The organism is Paenibacillus sp. IHBB 10380, assembly GCF_000949425.1.
Lineage (GTDB): Bacteria > Bacillota > Bacilli > Paenibacillales > Paenibacillaceae > Paenibacillus_AQ.
Window position 1 is genome coordinate 500556 of the sequence record NZ_CP010976.1, and the last position, 19427, is coordinate 519982.

19 protein-coding genes, 2 tRNA genes and 1 pseudogene are annotated in these 19427 nt (G+C 41.5%); 17 read left to right on the plus strand and 5 right to left on the minus strand.

Features of this window, described 5'->3' with window-relative positions:
* Window positions 1-157: 157 nt before the first annotated feature.
* Window positions 158-337, plus strand: a complete 180-nt coding sequence (locus UB51_RS02050; RefSeq protein ID WP_044875857.1) for a hypothetical protein — start codon at window positions 158-160, stop codon at window positions 335-337.
* 105 nt (window positions 338-442) lie between these two features.
* On the plus strand, window positions 443-691 hold the full coding sequence (locus UB51_RS02055; protein WP_044875858.1) for a hypothetical protein: 249 nt from the start codon (window positions 443-445) through the stop codon (window positions 689-691).
* A gap of 333 nt (window positions 692-1024) precedes the next feature.
* Here UB51_RS02055 and UB51_RS02060 read toward each other — a convergent pair whose 3' ends face one another.
* Window positions 1025-1582: a phosphatidylglycerophosphatase A family protein gene (locus UB51_RS02060; RefSeq protein WP_044875859.1), complete on the minus strand. Its 558-nt coding sequence runs from the start codon at window positions 1580-1582 to the stop codon at window positions 1025-1027.
* Between the two features lie 126 nt (window positions 1583-1708).
* Here UB51_RS02060 and UB51_RS02065 point away from each other — a divergent pair, with 126 nt between their 5' ends.
* The 3 genes from UB51_RS02065 (at window position 1709) to UB51_RS02075 (ending at window position 4398) form a co-directional block, all read left to right on the plus strand.
* Entirely contained in the window at window positions 1709-2785 is a 1077-nt protein-coding gene (locus UB51_RS02065; RefSeq protein ID WP_044875860.1) for a GerMN domain-containing protein, read from the plus strand.
* A 225-nt stretch (window positions 2786-3010) separates the two neighbouring features.
* Window positions 3011-3775, plus strand: a complete 765-nt coding sequence (gene rph, locus UB51_RS02070; RefSeq protein ID WP_044875861.1) for a ribonuclease PH — start codon at window positions 3011-3013, stop codon at window positions 3773-3775.
* A complete protein-coding gene (locus tag UB51_RS02075) occupies window positions 3772-4398 on the plus strand; it encodes an XTP/dITP diphosphatase (RefSeq protein WP_044875862.1) in 627 nt (208 codons plus the stop codon). Before rph ends, UB51_RS02075 begins: the two co-directional genes overlap by 4 nt.
* Before the next feature lie 205 nt (window positions 4399-4603).
* On the opposite strand, the gene asnB is transcribed toward UB51_RS02075, so the two are convergent.
* On the minus strand, window positions 4604-6448 hold the full coding sequence (asnB, locus tag UB51_RS02080; RefSeq protein WP_044875863.1) for an asparagine synthase (glutamine-hydrolyzing): 1845 nt from the start codon (window positions 6446-6448) through the stop codon (window positions 4604-4606).
* Between the two features lie 149 nt (window positions 6449-6597).
* Between asnB and UB51_RS02085 the strand changes: the two genes are divergently transcribed.
* The 3 genes from UB51_RS02085 to UB51_RS02090 all read left to right on the plus strand — a co-directional run bounded on the left by UB51_RS02085 (window position 6598) and on the right by UB51_RS02090 (window position 7306).
* Window positions 6598-6918, plus strand: coding sequence for a hypothetical protein (locus UB51_RS02085; protein ID WP_044875864.1), 321 nt, complete (start codon window positions 6598-6600; stop codon window positions 6916-6918).
* A gap of 66 nt (window positions 6919-6984) precedes the next feature.
* The gene (locus UB51_RS29235) at window positions 6985-7116 is read left to right on the plus strand and encodes a hypothetical protein (protein ID WP_267884723.1); all 132 of its coding nucleotides are present in this window, start codon (window positions 6985-6987) and stop codon (window positions 7114-7116) included.
* 116 nt (window positions 7117-7232) lie between these two features.
* Window positions 7233-7306: transfer RNA gene (locus UB51_RS02090), tRNA-Arg, on the plus strand.
* Between the two features lie 104 nt (window positions 7307-7410).
* Here UB51_RS02090 and UB51_RS02095 read toward each other — a convergent pair.
* Complete coding sequence (locus UB51_RS02095) at window positions 7411-8391, minus strand: MraY family glycosyltransferase (RefSeq protein WP_044879840.1); 981 nt, start codon at window positions 8389-8391, stop codon at window positions 7411-7413.
* A 139-nt stretch (window positions 8392-8530) separates the two neighbouring features.
* Between UB51_RS02095 and UB51_RS02100 the strand changes: the two genes are divergently transcribed.
* The 4 genes from UB51_RS02100 (at window position 8531) to pstA (ending at window position 12767) form a co-directional block, all read left to right on the plus strand.
* Window positions 8531-9976, plus strand: a complete 1446-nt coding sequence (locus UB51_RS02100) for a stalk domain-containing protein (protein ID WP_082063000.1) — start codon at window positions 8531-8533, stop codon at window positions 9974-9976.
* A 28-nt stretch (window positions 9977-10004) separates the two neighbouring features.
* Complete coding sequence (locus UB51_RS02105; protein WP_044875866.1) at window positions 10005-10859, plus strand: phosphate ABC transporter substrate-binding protein; 855 nt, start codon at window positions 10005-10007, stop codon at window positions 10857-10859.
* A gap of 76 nt (window positions 10860-10935) precedes the next feature.
* Window positions 10936-11889: a phosphate ABC transporter permease subunit PstC gene (gene pstC / locus UB51_RS02110; protein ID WP_052675732.1), complete on the plus strand. Its 954-nt coding sequence runs from the start codon at window positions 10936-10938 to the stop codon at window positions 11887-11889.
* Window positions 11886-12767: a phosphate ABC transporter permease PstA gene (pstA, locus tag UB51_RS02115; protein WP_044875867.1), complete on the plus strand. Its 882-nt coding sequence runs from the start codon at window positions 11886-11888 to the stop codon at window positions 12765-12767. Before pstC ends, pstA begins: the two co-directional genes overlap by 4 nt.
* A 65-nt stretch (window positions 12768-12832) precedes the next feature.
* On the opposite strand, the gene UB51_RS02120 is transcribed toward pstA, so the two are convergent.
* A tRNA-Arg gene (locus UB51_RS02120) sits at window positions 12833-12906 on the minus strand.
* Window positions 12907-13157: 251 nt separating this feature from the next.
* Between UB51_RS02120 and UB51_RS02125 the strand changes: the two genes are divergently transcribed.
* The 5 genes from UB51_RS02125 to ispG all read left to right on the plus strand — a co-directional run bounded on the left by UB51_RS02125 (window position 13158) and on the right by ispG (window position 18850).
* A complete protein-coding gene (locus UB51_RS02125) occupies window positions 13158-13997 on the plus strand; it encodes a hypothetical protein (RefSeq protein ID WP_044875868.1) in 840 nt (279 codons plus the stop codon).
* Window positions 13998-14149: 152 nt separating this feature from the next.
* Window positions 14150-15475 carry a trigger factor gene (gene tig / locus UB51_RS02130; protein ID WP_044875869.1) on the plus strand — a complete coding sequence of 442 codons (1326 nt, stop codon included), beginning with the start codon at window positions 14150-14152 and terminating at the stop codon, window positions 15473-15475.
* 285 nt (window positions 15476-15760) lie between these two features.
* Entirely contained in the window at window positions 15761-16351 is a 591-nt protein-coding gene (clpP, locus tag UB51_RS02135) for an ATP-dependent Clp endopeptidase proteolytic subunit ClpP (protein ID WP_044875870.1), read from the plus strand.
* Window positions 16352-16363: 12 nt separating this feature from the next.
* On the plus strand, window positions 16364-17626 hold the full coding sequence (clpX, locus tag UB51_RS02140; protein WP_044875871.1) for an ATP-dependent protease ATP-binding subunit ClpX: 1263 nt from the start codon (window positions 16364-16366) through the stop codon (window positions 17624-17626).
* Window positions 17627-17746: 120 nt separating this feature from the next.
* On the plus strand, window positions 17747-18850 hold the full coding sequence (gene ispG / locus UB51_RS02145) for a flavodoxin-dependent (E)-4-hydroxy-3-methylbut-2-enyl-diphosphate synthase (RefSeq protein ID WP_044879842.1): 1104 nt from the start codon (window positions 17747-17749) through the stop codon (window positions 18848-18850).
* Window positions 18851-18954: 104 nt separating this feature from the next.
* Here the strand turns inward: ispG and UB51_RS28655 are convergent.
* Window positions 18955-19107: pseudogene (locus tag UB51_RS28655) on the minus strand (transposase); the annotation flags it as partial.
* Between the last annotated feature and the right edge of the window lie 320 nt (window positions 19108-19427).

The following is a 19427-nucleotide window of genomic DNA, read 5'->3' on the forward strand; positions in this document are numbered from 1 at the left end:
ACCAGCTCTAACTAGAACTTTAGCTAGCTTCCCCATAATAATAGGTTCATTCCAATTAAAGGTTAGAAATATACCAATCTACTAGTAGATTAGCATAAACAAGTCTTTGACAGATTTCATAGTATATATTAATCCAAATGGAAGGGAGGAAAACAAAATGTCAAATAAATCTAAATCTAAGGCTAAGAATTATGTCAAAGTTCGCATCCAGAACAATCCGGAGAATATCAACGTGAACACACTCATTAACTTTGACCCCGATGATACGGAGGCTAATGCTGGCGGCGGAGGCGGCGGCGGCGGTACCGGTACTGGTGGCGGTGGTGGCAATAATTAAGGTGGCGGTGCTCATCAAAGTGGAGTAGTTAGCTAACTTTATAATGCCAAATGCACAGAAAAGGAACGCTGTACAAAAACAATCATCAGAAGGGAGGAAACAAACATGTGTGATTGTCATAAATGTAAAAAGTTAAGAAAAATTAAAAGAGAATCTCGTAAACTTAAAGAACAAGTTAAAATCTTAAATAAACTCCTTAGCAAAATAAAGATTGTAGTCAATGTCAAAAATAATCCGAAGAATATCAACGTGAACACACTCGCTAACATTGACCCCGATGATACGGAGGCTAATAGCGGTGGCGGTGGCGGCGGTGCTGGTACCGGAACTGGTGGCGGTGGTGGCAATAATTAAGGTGGCGTTGCTCATCAAAGTGGAGTCGTTAGCTAACTTCATACTGTCAAACGCGCAGAAAAGACAGTCAGTTCATCTTATAGTCAGTCGATGATGACGTCAGAAAGTTTTACTATTCATTTATTCAAACCCTTTCCAAGCATGCTTGGAAAGGGTATCAACAAAGCGAGTGAGGGATACTTTCGATCCTTGCCCGTTTTGTTTGATTACATCAGGCACTAACGAAGCACTCTTGCTGAAACTTCAGAAAATATAAAGAAGCTGCTAGTGTCATGGCAGTTTCTTTTTTGCTTTCAACGATTTTAAGTGCCGTCAACTTACTCTGAAGTTTGTCTAAAGAGGATTAGATTCCTTATTATCTTCAGTGTAGTTCGCTTCTTTCTCAGCTTGCTTCCGGTGGGCAATGCGACTGCTAGCCGCAGCAGCCACTGCGCCTACAATGTCGTCCAGAAAAGTATGAACTTGTCCTGAGGTTTTATCATTAAGTCTTTCTAACACGCCAGGTTTTAACTTGTCCACATAACCATAATTCGTAAATCCAATGCTTCCATATACATTTACGATGGAAAAAGCAAGAATTTCATCGACGCCATAGAGTCCCTCATCATTCACTAACATTTCCTGTAAAGGAGAGATTAGTTTTCCCTCTTCTGCGAGAACGTCTAACTGAATCCCTGTTAATACAGCATTCTGTACTTCACGCTTACTGAGGACCATCTCAACATTCTCAATACACTCTTCCATCGTTAGGTTGGGATAATATTTTTGTTGCAAAAACATCACCAGCTCAGCGATTTCTGTGATTTTGACGCCCCTTTTATGTAACCATTCATGAGTTGCATTTGCTACAGCTTTACTGTTTAGACTATATGGAATTTTTTCGATATCCATAAAATCACCTCATTTTCTTGTAGTATACTTCATGTTCCTAAATAAAAAGTGGTTATTTTTTCAATAAGGGGCTCGTATACATATTAGTACAAACTGTACAAAATTGTTAGGAGGAGAACATAGATTATGTCTAAAATTTATAGAATACGCAGGATTTCTGCTGCTGGATTGTTGGCCGTACCTATTATTATGTCCGGATGTAGCGGTTTTAGTAAAGAATCTAAGGAAGTAGATCCACCACCAGCACAGCAGGAGGCTCAAATGTTACAGATGGTGAACGGTGCTGTTACTGATGGGGCGACGAAGACTACGGCTGTTGCACCTACAGCTACCGTTTATTTATTCAACGAGAATGGCTTGTTGGCTCCGGTGTCATTAGCTCTTCCACAATCAGATGATAAGAACGTTGGCGCCTCCCTTCGCGTAGCACTCGAATCTATCGTGAAGGACGGCCTCTACAAGACGCTTATACCTGAAGGATTTATGGGTGTGTTGCCAGCTGGAACGGAAGTGAAGGATGTTAGCGTAGAGAAGGACAAGAAGACTGCGATTGTGGAGTTTAGTAAGCCATTCGTTACGTATGATGCCAAGAATGAACGCGCCATGCTAGAAGCAATCACATGGACGCTCACTGGAGACGCTAACATTAAACATGTCCAAATTTGGGTAGATGGTGAGAAGCTCACGCAAATGCCTATAAATCAAACACCGCTTGATCAATCGCTTGGCCGTGAATTCGGGATTAACCTTGAAAAGGGAGAGGGGGCAAATTATTTGACTTCAAGTCCGGTAGTTGTATATTTCTCTGCTTTATCGCCAGCAGGAATTCCATACTATGTACCGATCACACGGTTGGTGGATCCTGGTCAGAATAAGCTACATACGGCACTTGGTGAACTCATTCATGGACCTGGAATAAGAGGGGATTTAGTACAGGTCATGACTTCAGGGACTTCTTTAGAATCGGTAAAGACATCTAAGGACGGAACGGTGACGGTAGCCCTAAAGGATGATATGTTTGCTGAAGGAGAGCAGGTGCCGCAGGAAATGTTACAGTCAGTTGTTCTAACCGTTGCGGAGAATGCAGGCAACCCGAAAGTGAAAATCCAATTGAACGGAACGGCTCCTGTTATAGGATCAGATCAATTAAATTATAGCGAACCTGTATCTAGACCAGAGTATATTAACGAAATCCCCCTCTAAGAGAGGTTGTTCAAAGAGCCACCTATTGATCACGAAGTATACTTCTGAAGCGTTTTGAAAAAACGCGGCATCGTAGGCATAAGCTATGGTGCTGAATAATCGACTTTTTGAACATGCACTAAGAGACATGACATTTTCAAAAGGTGCTTTTATGTTAACACTTTGATAAAATGGGGTTGGTTTGCTTGAATTAAAGGAAAGCTAATGATGTAGGAGGCAGAAAATATGAGATCAGACGGACGGGATAGCGATCAGCTGCGCCCGATGAATTTAACAACAAATGTTAACAAATATGCTGAAGGTTCCGTTTATATTGAGATGGGAGATACCAAGGTTATTTGTACAGCTACTGTAGATGAGAAGGTACCCTCATTTCTAAAAGGACAAGGAAAAGGCTGGGTAACAGCAGAGTATTCAATGCTCCCACGGGCAACGCATTCACGTAATCAGCGGGAAGCTGCTAGGGGTAAACTTAGCGGTCGAACAATGGAAATTCAAAGGTTGATTGGCAGAGCACTTCGTTCCATTGTGAATCTGAAGGCCTTGGGTGAACGTACGATTACGATCGATTGTGATGTTATACAAGCCGATGGTGGTACGCGTACGACATCTATTACAGGTGCTTTTGTAGCCCTGTCTATTGCCGTAAATAAAATTGCTCAGCAGCATCGCCTTCCTGTTTTCCCGATTACTGATTTCTTGGCTTCGGTCAGCGTAGGTGTGGTTGGAGGACAGTCACGATTAGACTTGAATTATGAAGAAGATTCTAAGGCGAAAGTGGATATGAATCTGGTGATGACGGGTACTGGGAAATTTGTAGAGCTTCAAGGCACGGGTGAAGAGAGTCCCTTTTCACGAGAGGAACTAAACGAATTGCTTCAGCTTGGAGAACAAGGTATTCAGGAAATTATTATTCGCCAGAAGGAAGCTTTAGGTCCTATTGCATTGATGATTGGTTCCACTCAAGCAGTTAAAGGAGTGGAACGATGAAGTTCGATCAGGATACGATTATAGTTGCAACGAAGAACAAAGGGAAAGTTCAGGAATTTGAGCATGCTTTTGCACCACTTGGATTGAAGGTGAAGAGTATGTTTGATTACATTGAATTGCCTGACGTGATTGAAGACGGACATACGTTTGTTCAGAATGCATTGAAAAAGGCTACAACTGTAGGTGATTCTCTCGGCTTACCCGTTCTTGCTGATGATTCTGGATTGTGTGTAGATGCTTTAGAAGGTCGCCCTGGTGTATATTCTGCACGATATGCTAGTGAGAACGCTACTGACCAAGAAAATAATGACAAGCTTCTACAAGAGCTTGGGGAACTGAAGCAAGGGGAAGATACAGAACAGATATTACTTAGTCCTGCTCGTTTCGAATGTTCTCTGGTACTATATGACCCCTCTACAAAAGGGCATATAGAGGCATCGGGTTCAGTAGAAGGTTGGATTACGTCTGAGGTAGCGGGACAAGGAGGATTTGGTTATGATCCTCTGTTCTTTCTTTCTCAGTATGAGAAGACTATGGCTGAATTGACATTAGAGCAGAAGCAATCCATTAGTCATCGTGGTGCTGCATTGCGGGAATTAGTAGCAAAGATATCCGAGTTATAGTATTAGAAAAGGCTGCCCCTGTTTTGAACTGCGCCCCAATTGTTAGACACAACTAACAATTGGGGGTGCAGTTCACTTCATAAGGGACAGCCTTTTTTGAACTATAAGAAGTATAAGTTTTTACTATACGTTCTTATAGTTCTACGAGAGACGGTTACCATCCCTTTAAGGACGGCGTAGCCGTTTCTTTTTGTGAATAATGAAACTAACGGATGGAAACATTGTATGTGCGGAGCCAGTGGTTCACTTGCCCTAAATAGGCGAACAATTGAGGGCCAGACATGAGCTGCCCAAACCAAGGAAGGTTCGTAGACGCATCAGGCGATGACGCTAACTCTCGAATTTTAACGGTATCAATAAGTGGTAGTAACGGAGAGGATGGATCATCTAATATCGATAGGATCTGGTTTTTAACAGCAGATAGAAAATCGGGATTATGCGTTTTGGGATAAGGACTCTTTTTACGATAGAGAACATCTTCAGGGAGCATACCTTCGAGTGCTTTGCGAAGAATTCCTTTTTCACGGTTGCCCGTCATTTTGATATCCCACGGAATATTCCATACATATTGGACTAATCGATGATCACAGAAAGGGACGCGTACTTCTAGACCAACACCCATACTCATACGGTCTTTTCTATCTAATAAAGTAGGCATGAAGCGTGTGATATTAAGGTAAGACATGACTCGCATCTGAGCTTGTTTCTCTGTCTCTCCCTTGAGTGTGGGAACTTCATGTACAGCTTCGCTGTAGCGGTCTCCAAGGTAGTCTAGAGGAGTAATCCAATCTCTGATTTCTGGGGACAGTAGGCTTGCTCTCATGTCGGGGGCTACAGCCCAAGGAAATGTGCCTGAATTCAACATGTCATCACGGTGAAACCAAGGATAACCACCAAATATTTCATCTGCTGCTTCACCTGAGATAGCTACTGTAGCATCTTTCTTGATCTCACGGCAGAATAAATACAGCGAGGAATCGACATCAGCCATACCTGGTAAATCTCTTGCTAATGTTGAGGCATTTAATGCTGCAACAAGTTCTGGTGTATCTATTTCCAATGAATGATGTTGTGTTCCTAATTCATCCACCATTCGTTTAATCCAAGGAGCATCTGCTCCAGGTTGGAAAGAATGAGATTTGAAATGTTTGTCGTTATCTACATAGTCCACAGAATAGGTATGAAGATTACCTTGACCATTCCGGCGATAGTAGTCTACAGCAAGTGCAGATAGGGCGCTTGAATCTAGCCCACCAGAAAGTAGAGAACATACAGGGACATCAGATATCAGTTGCCGGTCCATTGTATCCTGTAATAATTCCCTTAGTTTGGCTGCTGTAGCTTCTACATGATCTTCATGATGATGGCTCTCCAGTTTCCAGTAAGTATAATTCCGAAGTCCACCGCGACTAAAAATCATAGCGTGCCCTGGACGTAATTCTGATATATCTCGGTAAACACCGTGACCGGGCGTTCTTGCAGGACCTACAATAAATACTTCTGCTAAGCCTTCGGGTCCAACAACAGGCTCTACCTTTGGATGCTGGAGTAAAGCTTTAGGTTCTGAAGCAAATATGAGTGTTCCATCTATATGACTGTAAAAGAGGGGTTTGACACCCACTCTATCACGCGCAAAAAAGACTTGCTCTTGTACACTGTCCCATATCGCAAATGCGAATATGCCATTAAGACGCTCAACACAATCAGGACCCCATTCAATGTAAGAGACTAGAAGCACTTCCGTGTCACAGTGTGTGCGGAATTGATGTCCTCGCTGGCGTAATTCTGCAGTGAGTTCAGCTGCATTATATAGTTCTCCATTATATACGATGGCATATACATCTTCATCTCGATGAACAATCATTGGCTGAGCACCATTCTCGGGATCGATGACAGAAAGCCGCCTATGACCAAAGGCACAGGGATTCGAAATCCATGTCCCGGCAGCGTCAGGACCACGATGATTCAAGCTCTCCGTCATTTGGACAAGTAGCTGCGAATCCTGTGTTAAATCGCCACTCCATTGTATAAAACCAGTTATTCCGCACATGGTGGTTCATCCTCTCTTCGTCGTTTGTCCATGCTGTCCTTTCTTTTTACTAAAGTGATACCAGATATATGACGAAGTTAGGCATAAAATGTCTGTCCTTATATAAAACTATAGGGGAGCACATAGTTCGTAGCAGGAGGTGGCTGACCTTGGACAAACATAAATATTATGTATCCGTACATGGAAGATCCGTATTACCTGATAAGACACTGGCAGCTTATGAATGGGAGATCTATGCGACACCAGCGCAAGCTGAGGAAATGTTACTGCTAATGGGGTTAGTGCAAGAGAAGGAAGAAGAAGCCTTCCCCGGTTATGTTTTTCCTTGGCCGGATACTCCGGAACAAGTTGTCAACGTTTATTATGAGGATGCACTGAATGATGTATATCAGAAAATTTATGAACTAGGTTCAGAAGATACACGCGAACAGATGAAAGGTTCAGGGATCAATGCATTTCTTGGTTTGTAATACAATAATTTAAACTCATAACTCCTCTTCAGCTAATCCATACTATCCTTAAAGGGGGTGGTGAAGATGGCAGAAAAGTATAAGAAGGTTAAAGGGAATAAATACGCACATCAATATGAATTTGCTGAAGAAGTGATCGCCAAAAATTCAGCTCAACATACGCAAGATAAAACAAACTGGCGACGCGGTAATAAGTAAAGAATGGACTAAACCCCTCTGATAATAGAGGGGTTTAAAATTAATGTTTGATTATATTCAGTTATATGATATAATATTTCTTGCAGACTTTTCAGAGTATATAGTTTGAATAATATGTCTTAGTAGCTCAGCTGGATAGAGCAACGCCCTTCTAAGGCGTCGGTCGGGGGTTCGAATCCCTCCTGGGACACTTATGTAACACCAAAAAGCCATTCCTTATTAGGAATGGCTTTTTGGTGTCATTTCTATACGAAAAGACCTCCGTGGAAGCGGAGGTCTTTGGAGTCTATTTACTTAACTCAGCAGCATCAGAATGATAGAGGATAGCGATAAACATGCGCTGATGAGATAAATGAAAAGTACGGCTTGCTTAGGGCTTAATCCCCAAGAGAGGAGTCGGTAGTGAATTTGACTACGGTCAGCCTTGTACACAGGTTGTCCATTTAAATGTCGTTTGATGACGACGTATATATTGTCGAAGATGGGAACACCCAGTGCTAGTACCGGAACTAGAATGGAAATGACTGTGACCTGCTTAAAAGCTCCATCTAGAGCGATAATACCGAGCATGAATCCTATAAATGTAGCTCCGGCATCACCCATATATATTTTGGCAGGGGGTTTATTGTATTTGAGATAACCTAATGTGATTCCGATAAGTATGATTGCCATGATAGCGGATTGAGGTTGTCCTTTAGCGATAGCTACGATGAACAGCGTCAATGCAGAGATCGCAGATACCCCTCCAGAAAGTCCATCCAAACCATCCATAAAGTTAATAACGGTAGTTACTCCAAAAATCCAGAGAATGGTGAGCAGAAACTGTAGCCACTCAGGAAAGATAATCATGTGACCAGAGAATGGGACACTCATACCTTCGAATGAAATACCTGCAGAATACACGATGACGGCTGCGGACACCTGAATTAGCGTTTTGGGAAGAGCACCGAAATCTTTACCCTTTGTTTTATACCAATCATCAATCATACCGATCCCTAGGATTAATAAAGATCCTATAATAATGCCAGCCATCTCTTTATCCCAATGTTTTGAGAGCAGAATATAAGGAATCATGAATCCAAGAAATATAGCAATACTGGCTAGGTGCGGAACAGGTTCCTTGTGTATTTTTCTACTCGTGGGCCTGTCCACGAAATCCATACGGAGCGCTATTCTTCGTAATGGTGGAATTAGAACGAGAACAATAATCATTGAAAGAATAAATGCGACAGCATACAACAATGTTTTCGGCTCCTTACTATTTTGGAATAACATCTTTTTAACAGAATAAATCTTATTTTTCAAAAAAACAACGCATTTAATAATTTGATAACAATCCAACGGTACAGATTTAACAATGATAGACGACAATGAACCTGTAGCTTGAATGATAAGAAAAGGGTGAAGCCAAATTATGAGAAATTGTAAAGTATTCACGGTGATAGTAGCAGGTGTACTCGTAACTTCTGCTTTATCGGTTGGAATAGCAGAGGCAGCAAGCACCACGAAGCAAACAAGCGAGACTTCAGGAACGAAGGCAGCAGCTAAATACAAAGTGGATAGCACTGTGGTTAGCGTAAATGGAGTCAACGTCACCATGAAATCTATTCTCGTCAAACAAGTGTCATTATACGCGCTTAGTGACATTGCGCAGGCTGTTGGAGCTACGATCAAGTCATCCAAGGGAACGATCACCCTTACAGATGCAACGTCAACCAACACGATTCAAATGGATTCGAAGTCTTCGAAGTATCAAGTGAATGGTAGTAGCAACACGTTCAAATTTGCGCCTGTAATGCAAGATGGAAGAACATACGTGGAACTTCCTTCTATTGTTGAAGCACTAGGTGGTGAATGGATTAATGATGCAGGTCAAGAGAATCAATTGTTAAGTGTGAAAAGACTTACGGGTGAGTTTGACTCTCTTCATTGGGATGCCTCAGGTCATATCATCGCAGTTAAGCAAGATGAGGAAGTACCTCAAGTATACAAATTGAATAAATCTTATCACGCTGAATTGTTATCTACAAGTGCAGAAGTAGCCGGTATGGAGGTGTCTCCGAATGGCCAGTGGGGGATTTACACGGATGACAAAGATCATTTGGTTCTACTGAACTTATCCAATGGACAAGTGCAAACTCTTGGTGAGGATACGTCGGTGAAGACGGATCTTATGTGGTCTTCTGATAATTCTAAGGTGTACTTTATTCAAGGAGATAAGCAGGATAAGATTTCTTACATAGACGTTAACTCCGCGAAAATAACTCAAGTACTAGAAGACAAAGTAGAGAATAAATCTGAAGTGCATCTATCTGCTGATGGAACAAAGCTAGTCTATATTGTAAATATTACGGGTGTTGCTAAGAATGATAGCAGCAGTTCCGAAGATTCTTTAACTATTGACTACTCTAGTGCTGGAGCGCAACTCTACTCCCTTGATTTAGTTGCAAAGGATGCTAAACCTAAAGCATTAACAACAAGTAATGATAATAAGCTCTATCCTTCTCTGGTGAGTGGAGGCAATGTTGTATACCTTAGCGCAGACCCTGATAATTCAACAGCTTCTAATGTACTGAAGATCGTAACCCAAGATGGGAAATCGCAGAATCTAGTTCAGAATCTGGACGTAACTTATGTTAATACAACCTACAGTGGAACAAGTATTGTGGTTGGTCTGGCTCAAGATGGTTGGATGAAAGTATTCAAGGTTTCAGCTGAGGGTGCTGTTCAGGAATTATATAGTACAGAAAGTAACATTACGGAAGCCAGTCTTTCACCAGATGGAAGTCAATTGGGGTTGATCTCTGATGGTCGGTTGATTGTCGTAGTTAACGAGCAAGTATTACAGCTTACACAATAATAGGTAAATTTGAGAGGGGTTTAATATAATGAAATTATTCAAAAGAGTATCTTTAGTAGCGGTAACTTCAGTAATGCTGGTGTCTACATTGATGGGATCAGCTTCAGCAGCAAGCACATTAAGCGGTAAAATTACAGTGAATGGTTCTACAGCTTTACTGCCTTTAACGTTACAAGCGGCTAAAGAATTCCAAAAGTTAAATCCAAAAGTTAGAATTGCCGCTTCCGGTAAAGGATCAGTAACAGGACCTCAGGCTGTAAAAAAAGGAATCGCGGATATTGGTGCTTGTGACTGGGATGCCAGTATGGATGTACCAGGCTTTAAAGCATTTGATGGACAGGTAGCGAATAAAGTTGCAGTTATTCCATTTGCTACGGTTGTTAACAAGAATGTCAGTGTAAGTAACCTAACTACGGACCAATTAAAAGGAATTTACTCAGGTAAAATTACGAATTGGAAAGATGTAGGTGGGGCTAACGCTGATATCGTAGTCGTTACTCGCGCTTTCGGTTCTGGAACTCGTGTTAATTACCAAGCTAAGGCACTTGGTGGTGGTGAAATTACGAAGAAAGAAAAAAGCTATAAAGAAGTAGGATCAAGTGGCGATATGAAAACGGCTGTAGCAACTACACCGAACGCCATCGGTTATATTGATCTTGTATATGTAAACAGTGATTTGAAAGCTGTGAGTCATAACGGAGTTGAGCCAACAACAGATAACGTTATCAATGGTAAATACAAAGTATGGGCTTATGGATACTATATGACTAAGGGGCAACCAACGGGAGTTACTAAAGCGTTCATTGAGTACGTACAGAGCCAAAAGTTTCAACAAGGATCACTTAAGAAGTTGAAATTCATTCCGATTTCCGCAATGAAATAAGCCTGTAGTACTGTATAGCATACTCCAGCAGCCAGCCTCGGAACAATGAGGCTGGCTGCTGTATGGGAGGATTAAAATGAGCGGTCCTATTCAACACTTGCTGCCCCAAGATACTGATATTCCACAGAAATTTGCTAGGAAACTTCGCTTTGACCGATATGCACGAGTGCATTTAACGAATAGGATGTTCAAGTATTATTTTCTATTTAGTATTATGGCCCTATGCTTTGTACTAGGACTCGTTATTTTCTTTATTGGTAGAACAGCGTTGTTAACATTTCAGCATGTCTCGATCACGGATTTCTTTTTTTCCTTCGATTGGACACCAGAAGAGGGAAGGTTTGGTGCTGCTTTATTTATCATCAACACCCTGTCTTTAACGTTCCTAACCCTTCTGATTGCTGTACCAGTTTCCGTGGGTATGGCCATTCTGATTGCTGAGATTGCACCTAGTTGGTTCAAGTCCTTTATGCGTCCAGTGTTAGATTTGTTAGTGGGTATTCCATCTATTGTGTATGGGTACTTAGGCTTGACCGTACTCATCCCTTTCTTACGTGAATTAAGTGGAGAGAGTTTAGGTGACGGTTTGCTTGCTGCTGCTTTAGTATTAGCATTAATGGTTCTGCCTACCATTAGCCGCATTAGTGACGAGGCCATCTCTTCTGTCCCTCAAAAATATCGAGATGCTGCATACGCCATGGGGTCTACTCGTCTTCAGGTCATTACGAGGGTTGTCCTGCCAGCAGCAGGGAGGGGTGTCATCTCAGCGATCATTATGGGCATGACCCGTGCCATTGGTGAGACGATGGCCGTCGTGATGGTTATTGGAAATACGGCTCAACTTGCGAAATCTTTATTTTCTCCAACTTCCGTACTGACAAGTAACATTGTGATGCAAATCTCGAATGTAGATTTTGATTCGACATGGAATTATGCTCTGCATATGATGGCCTTTCTATTGCTGTTGATCTCATTTTCACTGATCTTGTTTATTCGATTCCTTGGTAAAAGAGGAGGGGATGTGGCATGAGCGGATTTACACGTTCTGCTAAAATGGCTCGATCCCTGTGGCTTAATAAATTAGCTACGATTGGATTCTACGGGCTTGGAGTACTTGTTCTACTCATTATATCTTGGTTGCTTCTTACCATTCTAAGTAAAGGACTCCCGAGTCTTTCCTTAGGATTTCTAACAAAGCTACCAGAAGAAATGGATGTGGGTGGAGGGATTGGGCCTGTCTTATTTAATTCATTCTATATACTAGGGTTATCTTTAGTTATTTCTATCCCAATCGGGGTAGGGGCAGGAATTTATATGGCGGAGTATGCACCTCAGAATAAATGGACAGACCTCCTACGTATTTGCGTAGAAAGTTTATCATCTGTTCCCTCGATTGTGTTTGGGATGCTTGGACTCGCTATTTTTGCCGAATACTTTCAGGTGGGTCTAACGATATTAGGAGGGGCTGTTAGTTTAGCCTTTTTAAATTTGCCGATGTTAGCACGTGTAACCGAGGAAGCTGTTCGTGCAGTACCCAACGATCTTCGCAACGCCTCTTATGCACTTGGAATGACCAAATTCCAGTGTATTCGTACTGCGGTGCTACCTATGGCAATGCAAGGCATCGTAACGGGCATTTGCTTAGTGGCAGGGCGTGCATTTGGTGAATCTGCGGTTATATTACTAACGGCAGGCTTAAGTACCTCTGGTGAGATGTGGGACTTCAACCTCTTCTCACCCGGAGAAACGTTGGCGGTTCATCTTTGGTACGTTCAATCAGAAGCAATTGTAGAGGACGCGCATCAAATTGCTGATCGATCAGCTGCTGTGCTTGTGATTGTAGTTCTCCTCATTAATGCCATATTTCGGATACCCCTGTGGATAAATAATAGATACTTAAAGCGTTAGAATCATAGACTTTCTCAATCCCAGAACGCAAAAACAGCCTTCCAGAAGGAAGGCTGCTTTTTGTATGTCCCAGGAGGGATTCGAACCCCCGACCGACGCCTTAGAAGGGCGTTGCTCTATCCAGCTGAGCTACTGAGACAAGGAAAATTCAAGCAAGAAGTATCATATCATGCGGGAATCTAAATTTCAACCCTTTTACTTATTATATTTGATGTAAGAAGAAAATAGACTTTTTTTAATTTTAAAGTTGGGTATGCTATAATTTACAAATTAACAGAAGCATCGGAAGAAAAAGGAGGGCTACTTATAGACGGCACTAATTCCCCTGCCCGAGATAATATTGTACTGTTTCCGAAGACGCTTGACTACTATCAGATTCAATTAACAGTCATGCTGGAAAATGAACGATATGCGGAAGCAATGGAGCTGTTACGTTTTCTACTACAATGCCAGGGTCAGGAAGAAAGGCATTATGAGGAATGGCAGGCGCTTCTAGAATGGTTAGAAACTGCATTTCCCCAATACATCCATCCAGCTGAGGGTACAGATTCCGATACGGATGAAGATGAACCGGATGAAGAAGAGATCTCCCGTCGTAATGCACATTTCAAGCTCGCTGAGGACTCTTTATATGCAGATAAGCTGCTTCGTATCGTCAAGGAAGAGCCTCTATCTGAACAGACAATGCTAGCTCTAGGACAACTTGCTCATTTGACAGGAAGTAACATAGACTTGGCTCTAGTGGAATGGTTACAGACTAATAAATTGCATTCTCTCTTGCAATTTCGTGTTCTACAGACGCTTCATAAGCGTGGAATGCAAGGCAATATCAGGTTTACGCGTGGACAAGAAGAAGTAGATATAGATATTGAGACGGTTCCTTTGAACCAAGCTGAATTTCCGCTAGCTATACAACAGATATTAGATCGAGTAGCTCAACATACGGAAGTGAAAGAGCCTACGCTTTATTATTTTGCTCAAGAGTTATGGTCCCAATTTGTGATGTCGGTCTTTGGAACACACGATTATCAATCGATGCTAATTGAGGAAGACCTTGCGATGGATATTTGGGCTGCTACGTTGCACCAGATCGTATCCGAGAGTCTGACAGGAAATCGCAATGAAGAAGAGATTAGGGCAATGTATGGCATTACTGAAAATATTCGTTTTCAATTCGAGCAAGCCTACAGAACAATGAAACAATTTATTTCAACAGGTTCAGGCGAATAAGGAGCATATCAATGTTCGTTTTCTTGTCATTTGGAGCGTTGCCTGCTATTGTAAAAGAATTGAATCTTGTTTATACTAGAATGGTTGTTCTGTGCGTGATAATATGTTAATAGTGTAACCATGTGAATTATTTTTGGAGGGGAAAGCATAAAATGAAAGCAACTTGGGAAAAAATAGAGAAGAACCTTGGCGTTCTTGAAGTAGAAGTTGGAGCCGATCGTGTTTCCGAAGCGTTAGATAAGGCTTTCAACAAAGTCGTTAAAAAAGCAAATGTATCTGGTTTCCGTAAAGGTAAAGTACCTCGTTCCATTTTTGAAGCACGTTATGGAGTAGAAAGTTTGTATCAAGATGCCATTGATATTTTACTTCCAGAAGTATATACAGAGGCTGTTGATCAAACAGATATCTTCCCAGTAGACCGCCCTGATATTGATATCGACCAATTTGCTAAAGGTGAAACTTTCAAGTTTAAAGCTAAAGTTACTGTTAAACCTGAAGTATCCTTGGGCGAATACAAAGGCGTAGAAGTACCGGTAGAGAAGGTAGTTGTTACTGAAGAAGAATTGAATGATGAACTTGTTCGTCTTCAAGAACGTCATGCAGAACTTGTTGTAATCGAAGAAGGCGTTGCTGAGAATGGCGACATCGCGATTATCGACTTTGATGGTTCTGTAGAAGGCGTACCTTTCGAAGGTGGACAAGCTGAGCGTTATTCTTTGGAACTTGGAAGCAATACTTTCATTCCAGGATTTGAAGATCAAGTTGTAGGTTTGGCTACTGGAGATCTGAAAGACGTTGAAGTAACATTCCCAGATAGCTACCATGCTGAAGATTTAGCTGGTAAAGTAGCTGTGTTTAAAGTGAAAATTCACGAAATCAAACGTAAACAACTTCCAGCATTGGATGATGAATTTGCCAAAGATGTAAGTGAATTCGAAACTTTGAATGAGTACAAAGAAGATTTGAACAAACAACTAGAGGCTCGTAAACAACAAGAAGCACAAGGTGTTCGTGAAAGTGCTGTTGTTGACAAAGTGTCGGAACTTGCTGAAATTGAAATTCCTGAATCCATGGTTGCTAGTGAAGTTCAGAATATGATGCGTGATTTCGATAATCGTCTGAAAGCTCAAGGTATGAATCTTGAAATGTTCCTCAGCTTCTCTGGTCAGACTACAGCAGATCTGCAAGAACAAATGAAAGATGATGCATTGAAGCGTGTTCGTAACAATCTCGTTCTTGAGCAAGTAGCTAAGGAAGAGAAGATCGAAGTTACGGAAGAAGATGTAACTAAAGAATTGGAAACTATGGCTAGCACTTACAAACGTTCTGCTGAAGAGCTTCGTAGCGTTCTTGCTGCTAACGGTTCACTTAACAGCCTACGTGAAGAAATTTCTTTACGCAAAACGATTGAATTCTTGCTTGCTAATAGTATCGAAGGCGCTCCTGTAGAGAGCACTGAAGAATCAACTAAAGAATAACCACAGAAGACAAATAAAGAAGGCTAATCTCTTTAGTTTTCATATTTAGATTAAGGCACGTATTTCTTTTTGCGTGCCTTATTTCTACCTTATGACATCCATTTTATGGTTCATATTAGTAAGGAATGGTTGTTATTGCCCATACATATTGTTTTTTAGAGTGATCATGTGCTGTAAGTAGGTGAAAAAATGACATCATGCTTCTAACGTGTTAAAATACCCTTGAAAGCTCTGAATGTTTAATCTTTAAGATGTCATTTTTAAAACAGAAAAGAGGTTGGACAAATGAGTCTGGTACCTATGGTTGTAGAACAAACCACTCGAGGAGAAAGATCTTACGATATTTACTCCAGATTACTTAAGGATCGCATTATCTTTTTAAGTAATGCAATTGATGATGATGTTGCCAATCTCGTCATTGCACAGCTCTTGTTCCTAGCTGCTGAAGATCCAGAGAAGGACATTAGTCTATATATAAATTCACCGGGTGGTTCTGTGACTGCGGGAATGGGTATATTTGATACGATGCAATATATTAAGCCAGATGTATCTACAATCTGTGTAGGTATGGCTGCAAGTATGGGATCGTTGCTTCTAACAGCAGGGGCTAAGGGTAAGAGATATGCACTAAACAACAGCGAAGTTATGATTCACCAGCCATTGGGTGGTGTACAAGGGCAGGCAAGTGATATCCAAATTCATGCTTCTTGGATCATTAAGACTAGAGAAAAGCTTAACCAAATATATGTGGAACGTACAGGTCAGCCCCTTGAAAAAATTGAACGCGATACGGATCGTGATTTTTTCATGAGTGCGGAGGAAGCGATGGCTTACGGCCTCATTGACCAAGTTCTCACGTCACCGATCAAATCTTAAAGGGGTGGTTAGATGTTTAAATTTAATGATGAAAAAGGACAGCTTAAATGTTCTTTCTGTGGTAAAACTCAGGAACAAGTACGTAAACTAGTTGCTGGTCCTGGTGTTTATATATGTGATGAATGTATTGAATTGTGCACTGAGATTGTGGAAGAAGAGCTCGGGCATGAAGAGGGCGAATTAGATCTTAAGGATATCCCGAAGCCTAAAGACATTTGCGATATTCTCGATCAATATGTGATCGGACAGGACCAAGCGAAGAAATCGCTCTCTGTTGCGGTATATAACCACTACAAACGCATTAACACGCAAAACAAAATTGAAGACGTAGAACTCTCTAAGAGTAACATCCTTCTTTTGGGTCCTACGGGTTCAGGTAAAACGTTGCTTGCTCAGACCATGGCTAGAATTCTTAATGTTCCTTTTGCTATTGCTGACGCGACTTCATTAACAGAAGCGGGTTATGTAGGTGAGGATGTAGAGAATATCTTGCTTAAATTAATTCAAGCGGCAGATTATGACGTGGAAAAGGCAGAACGCGGCATTATCTACATTGATGAAATCGATAAGGTAGCACGGAAGTCTGAGAATCCTTCTATTACTCGTGATGTTTCGGGTGAGGGTGTGCAACAAGCACTCTTGAAGATCCTTGAAGGTACTGTAGCTTCAGTTCCACCACAGGGTGGACGTAAGCATCCACATCAAGAGTTCATCCAAATCGACACAACGAATGTATTGTTCATTTGTGGTGGTGCCTTTGACGGACTAGAGCAACTTATTAAGCGCCGTATTGGTAAGAAGGTTATTGGATTTAGCTCCTCTGGTGAAGGTCAAAAAGACCTCAAACCAGGTGAGTATCTATCCATGGTTCTACCTGAGGATCTGCTTAAATTCGGTTTGATTCCTGAATTTGTGGGTCGTTTACCTGTTATTTCAAGTTTGGAACCTCTTGATGAGAACACGCTTGTTCGCATCTTGTCGGAGCCGAAGAATGCTTTGACTAGACAATACGAAAAGCTGCTTGAAATGGACAACGTAAAACTTAAATTTGAACCTGAAGCTTTGATTGCCATTGCGAAGGAAGCCATCAAACGTAATACAGGTGCCCGTGGTCTAAGAGCCATCATTGAGGGTATTATGTTGGATGTCATGTATGAGGTTCCTTCTCGTGATGATATTAAGGAATGTGTTATTACGGAGCAAGTGGTTCATGATAAGAATATTCCAGAACTTCAGAATTCTAAAGAAGATAAAAAACAAGAAGAAAGTGCCTAAGGTCGTAATGATCTTAAGGTGCTTGTAAATTGATTGCCTGTTCTCCACTTTCACCCATCATGTCGTGATATTTACGTCAGGGTTGGAGGTGGAGAATTGGCGTTATGGGAGAGAGTAATCATGTTCTTGAGAAAAGACACGCGTCCTGTTAAAGTTGGGAACCTGACTATAGGTGGTAACAACGACGTTATTATCCAAAGCATGTGTACTACCAAAACTGCCGATGTGGAAGCAACGGTTGCCGAAATTTTACGGTTAGAAGAAGCTGGATGCCAGATGGTTCGAGTGACCGTCAACAATGAGGAAGCTGCAGCTGCAATCAAAGAAATTAAGAAAAGCATTCATATTCCGCTCGTGGCGGATATTCATTTTAATTATAGATTAGCTCTGGCTGCGATAGAGAATGGGATTGATAAAGTTCGAATTAATCCAGGTAATATCGGACGTAGGGATAAAGTAGAACAAGTGGTAAGAGCTTGTAAAGAACGTAATATTCCCATTCGTATCGGAGTTAATGCAGGGTCGTTAGAGAATCATTTACTAGAGAAGTACGGTTATCCAACACCAGATGCAATGGTTGAAAGTGCACTTTATCATATTGGTATTCTTGAAGAACTAGATTTCCACGATATTATCGTATCTCTTAAAGCGTCTGATGTACCTATGGCAATTGAAGCTTATCATAAGGCATCTGAAGTGATTCCTTATCCATTGCATTTAGGGATTACTGAAGCGGGGACACTGTTCTCAGGCACGATTAAAAGTGCTGCTGGAATTGGTGCTTTGTTAAATTTAGGAATAGGTAACACATTACGAATTTCACTTTCTGCTGATCCAGTGGAAGAAGTGAAGGTTGCTCGTGAGATTTTGAAGACTTATGGACTTATTTCTAATGCTCCAACACTTATCTCTTGTCCGACATGTGGGCGACTTGATATTGATTTATTCTCCATTGCCAATGAAGTTGAAGAATATATTTCTAATTTGAAAGTTCCTATTAAGGTTTCTGTGCTTGGGTGTGCTGTGAATGGCCCCGGAGAAGCACGTGAAGCAGACATCGGAATTGCTGGGGCGCGCGGAGAAGGAATGCTTTTCCGTTACGGAGAAATGATACGTAAAGTTCCAGAAGCGGATCTGGTAAGTGAATTAAAGAAAGAAATTGATCATATTGTCGAAGTGTATGAAGCGACCGGAGAAATCCCAGGACGTAAAGAACATCATTAAACGATGCACAAAAAGGGGCTGTCCCATAAGTAGATTAATCTTCTGACGAGACACTCACTTTTCTAAAAAAAGAGACTTATGTCCAAAAAAGCAGGTCAAGGTGGTTATCCTTGGCCTGCTTTTTTGTATTTCTGTTCCATTGCGGCTTGCTTCAATAGATTATGGGCGAGCGAAAGCCACCCGACCTCAAGGCTAACTTTGTGCAAGTCTCGAAGCAGAAAACGCCGGAATCCCCGGTTGTTCTTTATTTGTCCAAATCCATTGGCAGATAAAGTTGGGCCATGGTAATTGAAGGTACAAAGAAATCGCTCCTTTTGAAACGGTTGGTGGTACTTCCATTTCAACAAAAAGAGCGATTTCTTTTTGTTGTTTTGGCGAAAAAAGGTTGACAATTTATGCTCAAAGTAGCGTAGAGGACGGAACGATTTCGGAAAAGCGGTAGCGGTCGCCTAAAAGCTTTCCGAAGGAAAGCTACTTCGTAAGCATATGCCTTGGTCTCTGAATTTCAACCGCTGGGCAGTTTTAAACTAGAAATTTGGAGACCACAGCGATTGGAGAAACGATCCGTTCGCGGAGC